The sequence below is a fragment of the Pseudomonas sp. Pf153 genome, assembly GCF_001269775.1.
Taxonomy (GTDB): domain Bacteria; phylum Pseudomonadota; class Gammaproteobacteria; order Pseudomonadales; family Pseudomonadaceae; genus Aquipseudomonas; species Aquipseudomonas uvaldensis.
Map to the genome: position 1 here is coordinate 384,471 of NZ_LHVL01000030.1, position 18,123 is coordinate 402,593.

Annotated in this window: 14 protein-coding genes; 13 read left to right on the plus strand and 1 reads right to left on the minus strand. The window is 61.8% G+C overall.

The genetic code is table 11. The features are described from left to right. Positions 1 to 49 precede the first annotated feature (49 nt). From tssB to AD666_RS22860, 9 genes are all read left to right on the plus strand, one after another. The gene (gene tssB, locus AD666_RS22820; RefSeq protein WP_053157203.1) at positions 50 to 613 is read left to right on the plus strand and encodes a type VI secretion system contractile sheath small subunit; all 564 of its coding nucleotides are present in this window, start codon (positions 50 to 52) and stop codon (positions 611 to 613) included. Positions 614 to 643: 30 nt separating this feature from the next. Next, complete coding sequence (gene tssC / locus AD666_RS22825) at positions 644 to 2,125, plus strand: type VI secretion system contractile sheath large subunit (protein ID WP_053157206.1); 1,482 nt, start codon at positions 644 to 646, stop codon at positions 2,123 to 2,125. Between the two features lie 122 nt (positions 2,126 to 2,247). After that, entirely contained in the window at positions 2,248 to 2,745 is a 498-nt protein-coding gene (locus tag AD666_RS22830; protein ID WP_053157209.1) for an Hcp family type VI secretion system effector, read from the plus strand. Positions 2,746 to 2,757: 12 nt separating this feature from the next. Then, entirely contained in the window at positions 2,758 to 3,201 is a 444-nt protein-coding gene (tssE, locus tag AD666_RS22835; protein ID WP_053157213.1) for a type VI secretion system baseplate subunit TssE, read from the plus strand. Then, complete coding sequence (gene tssF, locus AD666_RS22840) at positions 3,185 to 4,975, plus strand: type VI secretion system baseplate subunit TssF (RefSeq protein ID WP_053157216.1); 1,791 nt, start codon at positions 3,185 to 3,187, stop codon at positions 4,973 to 4,975. The genes tssE and tssF overlap by 17 nt, the downstream gene beginning before the upstream one ends. Then, entirely contained in the window at positions 4,939 to 5,964 is a 1,026-nt protein-coding gene (gene tssG, locus AD666_RS22845; protein ID WP_053157220.1) for a type VI secretion system baseplate subunit TssG, read from the plus strand. Before tssF ends, tssG begins: the two co-directional genes overlap by 37 nt. Position 5,965: 1 nt before the next feature. Continuing rightward, positions 5,966 to 8,509, plus strand: coding sequence for a type VI secretion system ATPase TssH (gene tssH, locus AD666_RS22850; RefSeq protein WP_053157223.1), 2,544 nt, complete (start codon positions 5,966 to 5,968; stop codon positions 8,507 to 8,509). A gap of 304 nt (positions 8,510 to 8,813) precedes the next feature. Next, the gene (gene tssI / locus AD666_RS22855) at positions 8,814 to 10,823 is read left to right on the plus strand and encodes a type VI secretion system tip protein TssI/VgrG (RefSeq protein ID WP_053157226.1); all 2,010 of its coding nucleotides are present in this window, start codon (positions 8,814 to 8,816) and stop codon (positions 10,821 to 10,823) included. 13 nt (positions 10,824 to 10,836) lie between these two features. Further along, entirely contained in the window at positions 10,837 to 11,379 is a 543-nt protein-coding gene (locus tag AD666_RS22860; RefSeq protein ID WP_053157230.1) for a toxin-antitoxin system YwqK family antitoxin, read from the plus strand. 131 nt (positions 11,380 to 11,510) lie between these two features. Here the strand turns inward: AD666_RS22860 and AD666_RS22865 are convergent, their stop codons facing one another. Then, positions 11,511 to 11,906, minus strand: a complete 396-nt coding sequence (locus tag AD666_RS22865; RefSeq protein WP_053157233.1) for a DUF4280 domain-containing protein — start codon at positions 11,904 to 11,906, stop codon at positions 11,511 to 11,513. A 174-nt stretch (positions 11,907 to 12,080) separates the two neighbouring features. On the opposite strand from AD666_RS22865, the gene AD666_RS22870 reads away from it, so the two are divergent. The 4 genes from AD666_RS22870 (at position 12,081) to AD666_RS22885 (ending at position 18,111) form a co-directional block, all read left to right on the plus strand. After that, positions 12,081 to 13,148: a phosphotransferase family protein gene (locus tag AD666_RS22870; protein ID WP_053157236.1), complete on the plus strand. Its 1,068-nt coding sequence runs from the start codon at positions 12,081 to 12,083 to the stop codon at positions 13,146 to 13,148. A 24-nt stretch (positions 13,149 to 13,172) separates the two neighbouring features. Beyond that, positions 13,173 to 13,940: an SDR family oxidoreductase gene (locus AD666_RS22875; protein WP_024780032.1), complete on the plus strand. Its 768-nt coding sequence runs from the start codon at positions 13,173 to 13,175 to the stop codon at positions 13,938 to 13,940. Between the two features lie 124 nt (positions 13,941 to 14,064). Then, complete coding sequence (locus AD666_RS22880; RefSeq protein WP_053157239.1) at positions 14,065 to 15,180, plus strand: Gfo/Idh/MocA family protein; 1,116 nt, start codon at positions 14,065 to 14,067, stop codon at positions 15,178 to 15,180. A gap of 180 nt (positions 15,181 to 15,360) precedes the next feature. Next, positions 15,361 to 18,111: an RHS repeat-associated core domain-containing protein gene (locus AD666_RS22885; RefSeq protein ID WP_256222765.1), complete on the plus strand. Its 2,751-nt coding sequence runs from the start codon at positions 15,361 to 15,363 to the stop codon at positions 18,109 to 18,111. Positions 18,112 to 18,123: the final 12 nt, after the last annotated feature.

Here is an 18,123-nt window from a genome sequence, read left to right on the forward strand (position 1 = left end):
GCGGGCCTCCCGATGCATTGCTTCCACTCATGCATCGGAGTCGGCCGCCATGGCAGAAAGTACCCAGCACAAGCTCGACAGAGTCCGTCCTCCCCGCGTCCAGATCACCTATGACGTGGAAATCGGCAATGCCATCGAGAAGAAAGAACTGCCACTGGTGGTCGGCATTCTGGCCGACCTCTCGGGCAAGCCACTGGAGCCGCTGCCCAAGCTCAACGAGCGGCGCTTTACCGAAATCGATCGCGATAATTTCAACGAGGTGCTCGCCTCCATCGGCCCACGCGCCACGCTGCAGGTGAACAACACCCTCAGCGGCGACGACAGCAAACTCAATATCGCACTCAAGTTCCGTCACATCGATGACTTCGACCCGGTCAAGGTCGTGGAACAGATCACGCCACTGCGCAGGCTGTTCGAAGCCCGCCAGCGCCTGCGCGATCTTCTGACCAAGCTCGACGGTAACGATGACCTGGACAAACTGCTACGCGACGTGATCGCCAACACCGAGGGCTTGCAGGAGATCAAGTCGGCCCGACCACAGGATGTACCCATAGAGCTGCCGACCGTGGCCGCCAACGATGCCCCGGCCCCAACCGACGAACCACAGGCCTGATCGTGCTCATCACTCAAGGGAGATAAAGCCATGCCTGCTTCATCCAGCGCTCAAACCAGCGAGAGCACGACCCAGACCCTGTCCCTGCTGGACAAGATCATCGCCGAAGGCCGCATGGCCCATGACGACAGCCAGCAGGACTATGCCCGCGACATGCTCGCGGAATTCGCCACCCAGGTCCTCGACGAAGGCATGGCCATCGACAAGGACACCGTGGCGATGATCAACGACCGCATCAGCCAGATCGACCAGTTGATCAGCGCCCAGCTCAACGAAGTGCTGCACCACCCCGAGCTGCAGAAGCTCGAAGCGTCCTGGCGCGGCCTGCACCTGCTGGTGCAGAACACCGAGACTAGCACCCGGCTCAAGCTGCGCTTGCTCAACGTTACGCAGAAAGAGCTGCAGAGCGACTTGGAAAAAGCCGTCGAGTTCGACCAGAGCGCGCTGTTCAAGAAAATCTACGAGGAAGAATACGGTACCTTCGGCGGGCATCCGTTCAGCCTGTTGGTGGGCGACTACACCTTCGGCCGCCACCCGCAGGACATCGGTCTGCTGGAAAAACTGTCGAACGTGGCTGCCGCGGCCCACGCGCCGTTCATTGCTGCCGCCAGCCCGCGCCTGTTCGACATGACCAGCTTCACCGAGCTGGCAGTGCCCCGGGATCTGTCGAAGATTTTCGAAAGCCAGGAACTGATCAAGTGGCGCGCCTTCCGGGAGAGCGAAGACTCACGTTATGTGTCCCTGGTGCTGCCGCACTTCCTGCTGCGTCTGCCCTATGGCCCGGACACCCTGCCGGTGGAAGGTATTAACTACGTCGAGGACGTCAACGGCACCGACCACAGCAAATACCTATGGGGCAATGCCGCCTGGGCGCTGTCGCAACGCATTACCGAAGCCTTCGCCAAATATGGCTGGTGCGCCGCGATTCGCGGGGCCGAGGGTGGTGGCGCAGTCGAAGGCCTGCCGGCCCATACCTTCCGCACCAGCTCCGGGGACCTGTCGCTCAAATGCCCCACCGAAGTGGCGATCACCGACCGCCGCGAGAAGGAGCTCAACGACCTGGGCTTCATCGCTCTGTGCCACAAGAAAAACAGCGATATCGCCGTGTTCTTCGGTGGCCAGACCACCAACAAGGCCAAGGTCTACAACACCAACGAGGCCAACGCCAACGCGCGGATCTCGGCGATGTTGCCGTATGTCCTCGCGGCCTCGCGTTTTGCCCACTACCTGAAGGTGATCATGCGCGACAAGGTCGGCAGCTTCATGACCCGCGACAACGTACAGACCTACCTCAACAACTGGATCGCCGACTACGTACTGATCAACGACAACGCCCCCCAGGAGATCAAGGCGCAATACCCGCTGCGCGAAGCGCGGGTGGACGTGACCGAGGTGGCCGGCAAGCCCGGGGCCTACAAGGCCACGGTGTTCCTGCGGCCGCATTTCCAACTTGAGGAACTGACGGCGTCGATCCGGCTGGTGGCAACCCTGCCGCCACCGGTCGCTGCCTGACCCAAGAATCCTGTGGCGAGCGAGCTTTTGTGACGAGGGGATTTATCCCCTCGCCACAGGTTCGGCGTTCGTCTTAGCGGTATCGGGCACCACCCATTCGTCTTATTCAGGAGTTCCACACAATGGATGCGATCATTCTCGACCTCGGCGGCGACATCAAGGGCGACAGCCAGCTGGAGGGGTTCACGGACAAGATCGAGGTCATGTCCTACAGCCACAACGTGGCCATGCAAGTCACCAATGATGTCAGCAACTCGGAGCGTACTTCAGGCAAGCCCCATGTCGGCGAATTCACCCTGACCAAGTTCGTCGACAGTTCCACCCCTACCCTCAACGAGTACTGCTGCGCCGGCAAGCCGATCCCGGAAGCCATCATCACCATCGGGCGCAATGCCGCCGAAGGCAGCGGCCAGCTCATGCCTTTCATCGTCTACACCCTGAACAACGTCGTGCTGTCCAACGTCAGCGTCAGTGGTGGCACGGGGGGCAAGCCGGTGGAGACCCTTTCGCTGAACTTCACCAAGATCAAATGGGAACTCACCGCCCAGAAAGATGACGGCACCAAAGAAGGCACGGCGGGCACGACCTGGGACATGGCAGCCAACAAGATGACCAAGTGACGGAGCCGCGCCATGGCTGGCTTCGGGCTTCGACCTCCGCTGTTCGAACGCTTGGCCGACACGGCGGAGGACGCCAGTCGGGTGTTCGATCGGCAGGCATTGCAGGATTCGGTTCATGCCGAACTGCATCGCCTGTTCAATACCCGCCGCGGCCCCCTGGCGCTCACCGAACCGCCGAGCATCCTGGACTACGGCATCGCCGACTGGACCGCGTTGCAACAGCAGCGCAGCGATGACCGTCGTCAACTGATCCGCGAGATCCGCCAGGCCATCAATCATTTCGAGCCTCGCCTGCAACTGGGCGAGGTCCAGGTCGTTCCGGTTCCGGGTCATGCGCAACAACTGAGCATACGGCTGTCGGGTGTGCTGCGTGGGGACCCGCGCCCATGGCCCGTCGCATTTGTCATCGAGCACGCCGGCGACGGCCTTGAGGTACGCCATGAGCGACTCGATTGATCCGCAACTGCTGGATTATTATCAGCGCGAACTGACCTGGCTGCGACATGCCGGCAGCCAGTTCGCCGAGCGCTACCCCAAGGTCGCCCGACGCTTGGAGTTGTCTCCGGGAGAATGCCCCGATCCGCATGTCGAGCGCCTGCTGGAAGGATTCGCCCTGCTGGCGGCCCGATTGCAACGCCGGCTGGACGATGACTACGCCGAATTCAGCGACGCCCTGCTCGAACAACTCTACCCCTTGGCCATGCGCCCGTTACCTTCGTGCGCAATCGTGCAGTTCGAGCCCGACCCGGGCAAGGGCAACCTCGACGATGGCTATCCCCTCCCCAGGGATACGCCGCTGTTCGTCACCACGGACAAAGGCCAGAGCATCCACTTTCGCACCACGGCCGCGGTGCATTTGTGGCCGCTGCAAGTGGACGAAGCGGTATTGCTGGGCAGTGACGAAGCCCAGGCGCTGACCGGCGTGGTCCAAGCCCGCTCGGCCCTGCGCTTGAACCTGCGTTGCCTGGGCGAACGCCAGTGGTCGACATTGGGGATCGAGACGCTGCGGGTCCACCTGGCCGCCTCACCCATGATCAACGCCTGGCTGTACGACCTGCTCGGTGCCCATGCAATCAAGGTGCTGGCCGGCCCACCGGGCAGCGTACCGGAACCGCTCGCCGGCCTGCCCCGTGTCGTCGGTTTCGCCAGTGGCGAAGCCCTGTTGCCAGATGAGGACGGCGTGCACCCGGGCATGCGGTTGCTGGCGGAATATTTCGCCTTCCCCGACAAGTTCGACTTCTTCGACCTGCCCTTGGCGGGAGCAACCAGCGACAGCCCGTCGTTGTACCTCTACATCGTGTTCGACCGTGCCCCCGCCAGTCGCCTGCCCCTCCAGGCCAGCGACATCGCCCTGGGCTGTGCGCCAGTGATCAACCTGTTTCCCAGGACCAGCGAACCCCTGCGCCCGGACGGCACCCGTAGCGAGTACCGGCTGGTGGCCGACAGTCATCGGGAAAACAGCGTCGAGATCCATAGCATTCGCGGCATGCGAGCCAGTACCCGCGAGGGCGTGCGCCAGGTACCGGCTTATTACGGCAGCCAGCACGGCAGCGATCAGCCCTGTTATTGGTACGCACGACGGGTGAGCGGCATGAGCCCGAACCGCCTGGGTACCGACCTGATGGTCAGCCTGGTGGACACCCGGCTCGATCCCCTTGCCGATACTCGGGACTATAGCCTTACCGCCGAATTGCTCTGCACCAATCGGCACTTGGCCCAGAGCCTGCCTGCCGGCACGCCATTGGGCTTCGAGCGCCCGGGCCCGGTGGCCTGGGCCCGCCTGCGCAATCCGCCCAGCCCACAGAGCCTGCCGCGCCTGGACGGCGAATCGCGCTGGCGGCTTGTCTCACAGCTGACGCTCAATCACCTTTCGCTGGTGGAAGGTCCCCAGGCGCTGGACGCACTGCGCGAAATTCTCGAATTGCACAACCTGCGGGACGAAGCCAGTGCCCGGCGGCAGATCGAAGGCGTATCGGGCATGGGCTGCGAGCGAGTGATCGCCCATGTCGGCGAAGACGCCTGGCGCGGCTGGCGCAACGGCCTTGAAGTGCGCCTGCAACTGGATCCGCAGCACTTCGTCGGCAGCAGCGCCGTGCTGTTCTCCGGCGTGTTGGCACAATTCTTTTCGCTTTATGCCACCGCCAACCGTTTCGTGCGCACAGTGCTGGTTCAGTCCGACAAGGAGGTGAAGACATGGCAACCCCAAGCCGGCAAACCCCTGACGCTCTGAACCTGAGCCAACGACTGCGGCGCGATCCGCAGCGCTTCGAATGGCTCCAGGCACTGCTGTTGTTGGAGCGCGAACACCCACAGGCCGAACCCTTGGGCAGCGGTACCGCGCCCGACGCCGAAGCCCTGCGCCTGCGCGGCCCATTGACGCCGCTGTTTGCCGCCAGTGAAGTCGAAAGCCTGAGCCAGGAACCCGGCTCGCCGCCAGTGTTGACTACACCGATCTTCGGGCTCGGCGGCCCCGACGGTCCGCTGCCCTACGCCTATCAGGAATGGCTGCAACAACGGGCGCGGGCAAAGGATCATGCGCCGGCGGAATTTCTCGACCTGTTCCAGCATCGCCTGCTCAGCCTGCTCTACAAGGTCATGCGCAAGCATCGCATCGCCCTGGGCTTCACCGCCCCGGGGGCGTCCGCCGTACAAGCACAACTGCGGGCACTGACCGGCCTGCTGCCCAAGGCCCTGCAAGAACGCCAGGCTGTGCCCGACTCCGCCGTGCTCGCCTGCACCGCGCTGTACGCCGATGGCCGCCGCTCCCTGGCCGGGTTCGCGGCGGTTGTCCGCGAGCAGTTCGGATTGCCGGTGGAACTGACCGCCTATGAAGGTGGCTGGCGAGAAATCCCATCCGCCAGTCGCAGTCGTTTGCAACCGGGCGGCCGCAACCTGCGCCTGGGACGCAACGCGGTGGCCGGCACGCGGGTCTGGGATGAACATGCCGGCGTGCGCCTGACCCTGGGCCCGCTGAGCACCACCCAAGCCAGCGGATTGCTGCCCAACGGCGAGACCCATCCATTGCTCGCCAGTCTTTTTGCCCTGTATTTCGGTCCCGACCTGGACTGTACGCTGGTCCTGCTGATCCGCGGCGCCGGCCCGCTGCAACTGGGCCATCAGACACCGCCGCGGCTGAACTGGAACGGCGGTCTGCAACGCCAGTCCAGCTTGGCCGTACAACGGATCGAAACCCGCCTTCGTCAGCCGGAGATCGCCTGAAATGGAACTGGCCAGCCTGATCGGGCGCCTCAACCCGGACAACCGTCGTGCCCTGGAACGGGCCGCGCAACGTTGCATGCAGCGCAGCCACCACTACGTGGAAATCGAACACCTGTTGCTGGAACTGCTGGACATTGAAGGGGGCGACTTCGCCTGCCTGCTACCGCGTTTCGGGCTGGAGCGCGACGCGGTGGCGACAGAAACCAACAAGGCCCTGGACCTGTTCAAGTCCGGCAGCACCCGCACGCCCGCGCTGTCCGCGCAAACCATTGGCCTGTTGGAAGACGCTGTGGTCCAGGCCAGCGTGTTGGGGCTGGACAGCATCCGCTCCGGCCTGTTGCTGCTGGCCCTGCTGGACCGCGATGAGCGTCGCAGCCTGCTACTCAATAGCGCTTCGTCCCTGCTGCGCATTCCCCGGGACGCTTTGCGCGCGCATCTGCTGGAGTGGACCGAAAGTTCCCGGGAGCATGTCGGCGGCGCACGCCCGGTCAGATCCGGCGAGACGCCACAGAAACAGGACCCGGTACTCGACCAATACACCCAGGACCTGACCGCCGACGCCCGCAACGGCCGCATCGATCCTATCGTCGGGCGCGACGGTGAGATTCGCCAGTGCATCGATATCCTGCTCAGGCGTCGACAGAACAACCCGATCCTGGTGGGCGCACCCGGCGTCGGCAAGACCGCCGTGGTGGAGGGCCTGGCCCTGCGCATCGCCGCTGGGGATGTTCCGCCGTCGCTGCAGGAGGTCACGCTGCGGGTATTGGATCTGGGTCTGCTCCAGGCCGGCGCGGGGGTCAAGGGTGAGTTCGAGCAACGCCTCAAAGGGGTGATCGATGCGGTACGCAGCGCCGAAAAACCCATCATTCTGTTCATTGACGAAGCCCACACCCTGATCGGCGCTGGTGGCGCGGAAGGTGGCAGCGATGCCGCCAACCTGCTGAAACCGGCCCTGGCCCGGGGTGAACTGCGCACGCTGGCCGCCACCACCTGGCTGGAATACAAGAAATATTTCGAGAAAGACCCGGCCCTGGCTCGTCGCTTCCAACTGGTGCAGGTCGAGGAGCCGGATGAAGGGACCGCCGTGGAAATGCTCCGTGGCGTGGCCGCCAAGCTGGAACAGCACCACGGCGTGCAAGTACTCGATGCCGCCATTCACGAAGCCGTGAAACTGTCCCATCGTTATATTTCCGGACGGCAATTGCCGGACAAGGCCATCAGCGTGCTCGACACCGCGTGCGCCCGGGTCGCCCTCGGCCAGCATGACATACCGCCGCCCCTGGAAAGCCTGCGCCATCGGCAAAACAGCCTGAAGGACGAACTCGAACGCCTGCGCCGGGAACAGGCCACCGGACTGGACCACCGGGAACGCATTACGCTGCTGGAAAGCGAATCCACCGGCAACGTGCAGGCCATCCGCGAACTGGAGTCCCGCTGGGGCGAAGAGCGCGAAGCCGTGCGCGAACTGCTCGACACTCGCCGCGAACTGCTGGCCTTGAGCGAACGCGCCGACGCCGGAAAGCCCGACACCGAGATCGATAACCGCATCGACCACCTGGCCGCCGAGCTGCTGCGCCTGGAGGCTGGCCTGGATGCCATTCGCCAGGACGATCCCCTGGTTCCAGAACAGGTGGACAGCAAAACCGTCGCCGCCGTGATCGCCGGTTGGACCGGCATCCCGGTGGGCAAGATGCTCGCCGACGAAGCCCATGCCGTGCGTACCCTCGGCCAACGCATGGGCCTGCGGGTCATGGGCCAGGGCACGGCGCTGAATACCATCGCCCAGCGCCTGCAAGCCTACCGCGCCGGCCTCACCGACCCGCAGAAACCGGTCGGCGTATTCCTGCTGGTGGGCCCCACCGGCGTGGGCAAGACCGAAACCGCCTACGCCCTGGCCGATGCCTTGTACGGCGGCGAACGCAACCTGATCAGCATCAACCTCTCGGAGTACCAGGAAGCCCACACCGTCAGCCAACTCAAAGGCGCCCCGCCCGGTTACGTCGGCTATGGCAGTGGTGGTGTGCTCACTGAAGCAGTGCGACGCAAGCCCTACTCGGTGGTGTTGCTGGATGAAATCGAAAAAGCTCATCCCGATGTGCTCGAAGCGTTCTACAACGTCTTCGACAAAGGCCTGATGGAAGACGGCACCGGGCTGGTGGTGGATTTCAAGAACACTGTGATGCTCGCCACCAGCAACGTCGGCGCCGAACTGCTGCTCGACACCCCGACCGCGCAAGTGGGCAGCGACGGGTTCAACGAGGCCTTGCATAAGGTCCTGCTGAAGGCGTTTCGCCCGGCGTTCCTGGCGCGCATGACGGTGGTGGCGTACCGGCCGCTGGATGAAGCAACGCTGGAAGGGATTGTGCTGGCGAAGCTGGAAAAGTTGCGCGGACGCTATAAGGCCGCGACCGGCAAACAGTTCGAGTTCGATGCCGGAATCGTCAAGGCCGTGTTGGCCAAGTGCAGCGCGGCGGGCGCGCGGGATGTCGAGAATGTGTTGATGACGCAGGTGACGGGAAAGTTGGCAGAGTGGGTATTGGAGTGACCCTATCAATGGCATGAGGTGCAACATGAAACTAGCAAAGAACGTAATGCTATACGGGGCTCCAGAGACTCCCTACCTCGAGCCTGAAACCATCAACTGGGTGTATCAAAACACCCCCATAGTTCCCCAACAGAGTCTCAGTGGCCGGGTTCTTAATTATTACCGCTGCCCATACTGCGAAATGGATGCTCGAATCCAGACAAACTGGTCATGGGTATAGGCAACCTGCTTAACAAACAGTGACAAGGCCCCTTGATACGGGGGGAGTCGAATTCAATGAACGGCTGCGCAATGAGGGTGTTCAATGGCAAGAAGCGTCGACAGCAACACCACCTTCTCCCTCACCGCCACCGCATTGTCGGCGCTGTACCCTGATTCACTGTCCGGCGAAGAACGCCTCAATGCGCTGGGCTCGCACATCCTCAACGGCATCGTCGACGGCGCTCCGCTAACGCTTACCAGCGCCGTCGCCAGTCACGTCACCAACACACTGCATAAGGACGCTCTGCTGCGCCCAATGGACTGGCTCGTCGCCGAGATCCGCCAGCTCCCCGCCGACGCCACCGCCGAACGCTATCAGCTACTGCTCCGGCCCTGGCTCTGGTGGCTGAGCCTGGCCAGCAACAACCGGGTGTTCCAGAACCTCGCCACGTCGGACATCGTCACTTCGATCTTCCAGGCCCACGGTTTCACCGATTTCCAGCTCAAGCTCACTGGCAGCTACACGCCGAGGGAGTACTGCGTGCAGTACGGCGAAACCGATCTGGCCTTCGTTTCGCGCCTGATGGAAGAGGATGGGATCTTCTGGTTCTTCAGCCATGAAGACGGCAAGCACACCTTGGTCCTGGCTGACAGCAACGACGCCTTCCTCCCCATTCCCAATGGACCGACGGTGAATTACCTCGGGCAGAAACTGGGCGAGCGGGAACTGCACGGTATCCGCTCCGGACAGGTGTGCCTGCAAGCGGTAGCCGGGGTTTACCAGGCCACCGATTACGAGTTCACCACGCCGACGACTTCGCTCTTCAGCCAGGCCGAAGCCGTGGCCGGGCCGAGCTCGATGTACGAACATCCCGGTGGCTACACCGCCAAGGCCCGGGGCGATGCGCTGACCAAGCAGCGCGTGGATGGTTTGCGCAGCCAGCAGAAGCGTTTTGTCGGTGAAAGCGATTGCCGCTGGCTGATTCCGGGCTACTGGTTCACCCTCGCCGGCCATGAAGACTCGACGCTGAACATCGACTGGGTGGTGATTTCGGTCAGCCACGAAGCCAGCCACGACAGCTATCGCAACCGCTTCGAAGCCATCCCCAAGACCACGACGTATCGACCGGCACGCCTCACGCCGAAACCGCGCATGCACACCCAGACGGCGCTGGTGGTGGGCAAGGCCGGCGAAGAAATCTGGACCGATGAGTACGGTCGGATCAAGCTGCAATTCCCCTGGGACCGCACCGGCAAGAGCGACGAAACCTCGTCCTGCTGGGTGCGCGTCGTGCTGCCCTGGAGCGGCAAGGGGTTCGGCATGCAGTTCGTGCCGCGCATCGGCCAGGAAGTGATCGTGACCTTCATCGACGGCGATCCGGACCGTCCGCTGGTGACCGGTTGCGTCTACAACGGCGATAACACCTTGCCCTATGCGCTGCCGGCAAACCAGACCCAGTCCGGAATCAAGACCAACTCGTCCAAGGGTGGCGGCGGCTTCAACGAGTTGCGTTTCGAAGACAAGAAGGACGCCGAAGAGGTATTTCTCCAGGCCCAGAAAGACTTCAACATCAACGTGCTCAACGACACCACCGCCACCGTCGGCCATGACGAAACCCTCACGGTACAGAACGCCCGTACCCGCACCGTCAAGGATGGCGACGAGACCGTCACCCTGGAGAAAGGCAAGCGCAGCGTCACCATCCAGACCGGCAGCGACAGCCTGGATGTGAAGGACACCCGCACCGTGACCGTGGGCTCGGATCAGAACCACAGCACCGGCGGCAACTATGCACACAAGGTCACCGGGAATTACGACCTGACGGTGGACGGCAACCTGACCATCAAGGTCAGCGGCACCCTGACCCTGCAAAGCGGCGGCAGTTTCGCCATCAAGAGCGGCGCCGACCTGGCCGCCCAGGCCAGTACCTCCATCAGCCAGAAGGCCGGCACGGCCCTGAGCAACCAGGCCGGCACTTCGCTGGAAAACAAGGCCGGCACCACCCTGACCAACGACGCCGGCATCAGCCTGGTGAACAAGGCCGCCGCCGAACAGACCGTGGATGGCGGCGGCATGCTGACCATCAAGGGCGGCCTGGTGAAGGTCAACTGACGGGAGCGCAGCGATGGCCTCGAAGAAGCTCGACGTGGAACGCAACGACAGTCAGCTCAGTGGACAACTGGTGGACGGTCGGCTCGACGGCCCGTTGAAAATAGAGGACGCCGGGCGCCCGCAAGCGGTACTCAACTATCAGCACGGCGAGCTGCAAGGCAGCAGCACTTTGTATCATCCAAACGGAAAGGTCTCGGCGGTCTTGCCCTTCGTAGGCGGCAAGTTGCAGGGCGTGGCCAGCTTCTATGCCGCCGAAGGAGGATTGCAGCGCCAGGCCAGCTACCGCGCCGGATTGCTCCACGGCGAGGCGAACAACTACTTCCCGGACGGACAACTGGCCGAAGCCGAGTTCTATCGCAACGGCGTGCGCGACGGTCGCTACCGCCGCCTGCATCCCAACGGCAAGCCCGCGGTCGAGGCCCGCTACCTCAACGGCCAACTGCTGGAGCCTGCACAAGCCTATGCCGAAGACGGCCGGCCGCTGGATGCCGAAGGCAAACCCATCTCCCGGGTGCGCTGGTGGTTCAGGCGCTGGAACGACCCGGCGCAGGCCTGACTGCTTACCACAGATCCCCTGTGGGAGCGGGCTTGCTCGCGAATGCGGTGGGTCAGTTAACCTATCCTTCGCCTGATACACCGTTTTCGCGAGCAAGCCCGCTCCCACAGGGGGATGTGGACCCCGATTGGTCAGGGAATCAACATCTGCACCTGCCCCGGCACGACGATCTTGATCACTCCGGCCCAGGTGCACATCAAGGTGCTGTTGGCGTCGATGGCCGGCATGTTGCCCAGCAGCAGGGTCGGCGCGCCGCCGGGGATCCAGGGGGTTGCGGTGGCCGGGATGCAGGGCATGGGAGTCAGTACGCCCAGGGCTGCCGCGGTGGCTGCGGCCACGGTCGGGTTGGCCAGGCTCTGGCACATGCCGAACGTGGTGATGTTCACCAGCGGGATGTGATCCATGATGTTCGCCGCCGGCATCCCGCCGGTCAGCATTCGGTTGACCGGCAATACATTGAGTACCGCCGGAGCGACGCCGAAACTGCATTGCAGAGTGGCGGTACTGCAGACTTGCGGGCATCCCATCGCGACGACTCCTTTCAGGCGCTGCAGAAACCATAGCCCACCCAAGCACATCAGGCCCGCTGATTATCCGGCAACACGCTAACCTATAAGGCCCCGGCGTGCTTGTGACGCCTCCCACGCGCCATTAGATTAAGCAATGATCAATGGCCTCCAAAATAAGCAGAAGGGATAAGCATGGCGTTTACAGATCAGTCCAGCCGCGTACGCGACGGTGAAGAACTCGATGCCAGTCTGATCGACCCGTACCTCAAGGCCCATATTCCAGGCCTCACCGGCCTGCCCCGAATCAGCCAGTTTCCCGGGGGCGCGTCGAACCTGACCTACCTGCTGGAATACCCCGAACAGGAATTCGTCCTGCGTCGCCCGCCGTTCGGCCACAAGGCCAAGTCCGCCCATGACATGGGCCGTGAATTCCGCATTCTCAATCAATTGCGCGACGGATTCCCGTACTGCCCGAAAGCCTACGTGCATTGCACCGACGAAACGGTGATGGGCGCCGAGTTCTATGTCATGGAACGGGTCAAGGGCATCATCCTGCGCTCCGACCTGCCACCGGAACTGGGCTTTGACGCCGCCCGGACCGAGGCGTTGTGCAAAAGCTTCATCGACCGGCTGGTTGAACTGCACCGGGTCGATTACCGGGCCTGCGGCCTGGCCGACCTGGGCAAGCCCGAGGGCTATGTCGCCCGGCAGATTCGTGGCTGGAGCGACCGCTACGAAAAGGCCCTGACCCCCGACGCGCCAAAATGGGAAGCGGTCAAAGCCTGGCTTAATGACAAGATGCCCGCCGACCACCCCACGTCGAGCATCGTCCACAACGACTATCGCTTCGACAACGTGATCCTCGACCCCGACAACCCGATGCAGATCATCGGCGTGCTGGACTGGGAACTGACCACTATCGGCGACCCGTTGATGGACCTTGGCAACAGCCTCGCCTATTGGATCGAAGCCAACGACCCAGCCCCCGTCCAACTGATGCGCCGCCAACCGAGCCATGCCCCCGGCATGCTGACGCGTCGCGAGTTCGTGGATTACTACGCCGAGCGCGCCGGGATCCGCATCGACAATTTCGACTTCTACTACACCTACGGCCTGTTCCGCCTGGCCGGCATCGTCCAGCAGATCTACTACCGCTTCTTCCACGGTCAGACCCAGGACAAACGCTTCGCGCAGTTCGTTCAGATGAACAAACTGCTGGAGCAGATGAGCCTGCAGGTCATCGCCAAATCCACGCTCTGAACGCACCTACAACAAGGAAACAGCATGTCCAAGACCCAGTTGTTCGACCTCGACGGCAAAATCGCTTTCGTTTCCGGCGCCAGTCGCGGCATCGGCGAGGCCATCGCCAAACTGCTGGCCCAGCAAGGCGCCCATGTGATCGTTTCCAGTCGCAAGCTCGACGGCTGCCAGCACGTGGCCGACGCCATTATCGCCGCGGGCGGCAAAGCCACCGCGATCGCCTGCCACATCGGTGAAATGGAACAGATCAGCCAAGTGTTCGCTGGCATCCGCGAGCAGTTCGGACGGCTGGACATCCTGGTGAACAACGCGGCCACCAACCCGCAATTCTGCAACGTGCTGGACACCGACTTGGGCGCGTTCCAGAAAACCGTCGACGTGAACATTCGCGGCTACTTCTTCATGTCGGTGGAAGCCGGCAAGCTGATGCGCGAGCACGGCGGCGGCAGCATCATCAACGTGGCGTCGATCAATGGCATCTCGCCGGGGATTTTCCAGGGCATTTACTCGGTGACCAAGGCTGCCGTGATCAACATGACCAAGGTGTTCGCCAAAGAATGCGCGCAGTTCGGCATCCGCTGCAACGCCCTGCTGCCGGGCCTGACCGACACCAAGTTTGCCTCGGCCCTGGTCAAGAACGACGCCATCCTGAAAACCGCCCTGGCACAGATTCCGCTCAAGCGCGTGGCCGACCCGAGTGAAATGGCCGGCGCGGTGCTGTACCTGGCCAGCGATGCGTCGAGCTATACCACGGGTGTGGCCCTGAATGTGGATGGGGGCTTTCTCTCCTGATACCGCGCTCCCACAGGATTAGCGGCGCTCGCATAAATGAATTTTTATTCCACAATTTGCAATTAAGGAATTTTTATTCCATAAAGAGCCCTTCTGAACATAACCATTCAAAGGGCTTTTTCTCATGCAAGAACTCGGCATCGGCCTGATTGGCACCGGCTTCATGGGCCGTGCCCATGCCTTGGCATTCAATAATGCCAAAGCGGTGTTCGACCTTCCCCTGAATCTGAAACTGGCGGCTCTGGCCGATGCCGATCCGCAGCGCGCCCGGCAATGTGCCCAAAGCTGGGGCTTCGAGACGGCCCACACAGAATGGCAACAACTGGTCGACGACCCAAAGGTCAATCTGGTCGCCATCACCACTCCCAACCATCTGCATTACCCAATGGCCATGGCAGCGCTGGCGGCCGGCAAGGCGGTCTATTGCGAAAAACCCCTGGCGGTTTCCCTGGCGCAGGCCGAGCAAATGCGCCAGGCGGCCCGGATGGCTGGCGTAGTGACGCGGGTCGGCTACAACTACCAGCACAACCCGATCATCCAACTGGCGCGAGAGATGATCCGGCGCGGCGAACTGGGACAGGTCATCAGCTTCCAGGGTGAGTTCAGCGAAGACTTCATGGCCGATCCCGCTTCGCCGTGGTCATGGCGTTGCGAAGCGACCCACGCCGGTGGCGCACTGGCCGACCTGGGCAGCCATTTGTTGGCCATGGCCCGTCATCTGTTGGGGGATGTCGAAGCGGTATGTGCCGACATCCAGACCGTGCACCAGCAGCGTCCCGCCACCGTCGGCGCGACCGAGCAACGGAGCATCGCGGTGGACGATCAGGTCCACGCACTGCTGCGCTTTGCCAATGGCGCCCGGGGCACTGTGAGCAGCAGTTGGCTCAAGCATGGCTACAAGAATCACTTGAGTTTCGAAATCAGCGGCACTCTGGGCACATTGACGTTCGATCAGGAACGACTCAACGAACTGCGCCTGTGCCGCGCCGGCCAAGCCGGCTTCCAACGCCTGCTGGCCGGCCCGGAGCTGCCGGGGTACGCAGCGTTCAGCCCGGCGGCGGGTCACCAGCTCGGATACAACGAATTGAAAACCCTGGAAGTCCAGGAACTGGTCATGGCCCTCGCCGGCCAGGGTGGCACCGGGACGGACTTCGACGAGGCCTGGGAGGTGGAGCGGCTGGCGGGGGCGATTCGCATCGCCGCGCGGGAGGAGCGGTGGGTAAAGGTGAGTGAGCTATAACCGCTCACTTCAGCGAACCCCTTGTAGGAAAATATGCTTCATTTTCTTATTTCATTTAACGACTGGAGAACGAACACGAGTTGGCCATTTCATACCGATTATCGACACTGTCATTCCTGACAGTAGCCAGCGCTATGGATTGGGGAGTTACTGGACGGGAACCCCGCGAAGGCCTGAATCGTGTCGAGACTGACGGGCAGCATTCACACCCACACACCCACCCTGACGGTGGTGGACCCGCGCGGGCTCGATGTTCGTTCAGTCGCTTATTACCGTGCCGTCGAGACCGCAGCCCCCGAAGAACGAATCAACCGCAGCGCCTATGACGCAATGGGGCGTCTGATTGAACAATGGGACCCCAGACTATGGGCTCTCAGTGTGGAAAGTGCCGGAACTCCGGCCAACCTGAGCAATCGTCACTCGCTGTCAGGCAAGGTCCTGGGCTCGATGAGTGTCGATGCCGGTGAGCGGATCAGCTTGTTCGGTGATGGGGATCAACTGGTCCAGACCTGGGACAGCCGTGAGACTGAACGACGGGTTGAATACGACGATCTGCTGCGCCCGATGGCCGTTTTCGAACAAGGCAAAGGCGAAGCCGCTCGCTGCGCCGAGCGTTATGAATACGCTGATGGAGCCGCCGGCTTTGCCGCTCATAACCAGTGCGGACAATTGATCCGACACGACGATCCGGCGGGTACCCAGACGCTGGACGAGTATGCTTTGACCGACGGAGTACTTGAACAGACCCAGCGCTTTTTGCATGCGCTGGAATCACCGGATTGGCCGCAGGCACTACCTGAGCGCGAGACATTGTTGGAGCCCGTGGCGCAGGCGGCAACCAGTGCGACACGCTTCAACCCGCTGGGCGATGTGCTGGAGCAGATTGACGCCAAGGGCAATCGGCAGTTGTTCGATTACACCGTCGACGGCCAGTTGTTCGCGAGTCATCTGCAACTGAGCGGTCAAGCCACGCCTCAGACCCTGGTCAGCGCCCTCGCCTACAGCGCCTACGACCAGGTCGAGCAGGAAACCGCCGGCAATGGCGTGGTCAGTACGCTGGCGTACCGCCCTGAGGATGGACGCTTGACCCGGCTTGAAGCGCGGCGTGGATCGCAAACATTGCAGGATCAGCGCTACCACTACGATCCGGTAGGCAATGTGCTGAGCATCGAAGACGGCGCCCTGCCGATCCGCTACTTCGCCAACCAGCGGGTGGAGCCGATCAACCGCTATGACTATGACAGCCTCTATCAGTTGACCAAGGCAACCGGCTGGGAGGCCGGAAGTGCCGGTCGAGGTCCGGGCTTCAACCGCTTCGACGATCCGGGCGCAGTCGCCAACTATCAGCAAACGTACCAATACGACGCCGGTGGCAACTTGCTTGAACTGGTTCATGTCGGCCCACAAAACCACAGCCGCAAACTGACGGCGGCGCGCCACAGCAACCGTTGTCTAGCGGAACACAATGACCGGCCTCCGACTGAAGAGGACATCGCCGCCGCGTTTGATGGCAACGGCAATCTGCTGGCTTTGCAACCGGGACGAACGATGGCTTGGGATTTACGCAATCAACTGCGCGAGGTACGACCGGTTGAGCGTGAAAGCGCCGTGGATGATCGCGAGCAGTACCTCTACGGGGGTGATGGAATGCGACGGCGCAAGGTCCGCTCGACCCAAACCAATGCCCGCTCGCTGATTTCGGAAGTTCGTTATTTGCCGGGCCTGGAAATTCGTACCCACGCAGGCACGGGCGAAGTGTTGCAAGTGATCTGCGTGCAGGCCGGACGTAGCGCGATGCAGGTGCTGCACTGGGAAACGGCGCCGCCTGCCGGCATCGCCAACAACCAATACCGTTACAGCCTGACTGACCACCTGAGTTCCAGCAGCCTGGAATTGGATAACGAGGCCGAGGTGATTAGCCAGGAAACTTATCATCCGTATGGCGGTACGGCCTGGTTTGCCGGGCGCAGTGAGGTGGAGGCGAGTTACAAGACGGTGCGTTATTCGGGGAAAGAGCGGGATGCGACGGGGCTTTATTATTATGGGTTCAGGTATTACGCGACGTGGTTGCAGCGGTGGATTAATCCGGATCCGGCAGAAAGCGTAGACGGGCTCAATCGCTATCGGATGGTATCCAATAATCCACTCGCCCGGGTTGATGTCGAAGGGTTGATGGAGCGATCGCCGCCTATTCCTCCTCGACCCTCAGCAACATTGCACAACCCACCCAGTGTACCTCCTCGCCCCTCATCGGTAATGAGCCTCCCACCGGTCGCCCCTCCCAGGCCCTCCGTTGTTTCAGTCAGGGTCCCTCCAGAGCTAACGCGTCAATTACCAGAATTCACAGCGCCTGTTTCGGACACTGAGGTTGTATTGGTTAAGAAAACAACGGATGTCTACTTAGAAACCTTGGGAGCAAGTATCGAGGCTCTGCATGAAAAAGATATTAAGCCTTTATTTGACCCTTTGAGACGTTGGACATCGGCTCCGAGTATTTTTTCGCTATCGCAGGATAAGCAGCAGCCCATCAGCAACTATGACCTGATCGGCTTTCATGGTTCCAAAACGGAACACAGTGAGAGTCTGATGAAGGGGTTGGATAAGCGATATTTGGGTATTGCCAATGGTCTGGAAAATGGTCCCGGTTTCTACATCACGCCTAGCTACAATGACGCTGTCGCTTGGTCGAAAACCTCAAGAAGCAGCGATCCCACTACGCCGAGGGTCTATAGTGTCTATACGGAAAACGCTAGCGCTTTACAGCTGGGCAGAGACTACGTCTTCTCATCCGAACTAAACTCCGCAAGCGGAATATATAGAGACTACATAGAAATCAAAATAAATACGTCTGCTTATCAACAGATATTGATCAGGTACGCCAACGTGAGAAGCAATGTAGTTCTACCAAGAGCCAAAGAGGCGCCGTTTTAAAGCGGCTGCCCA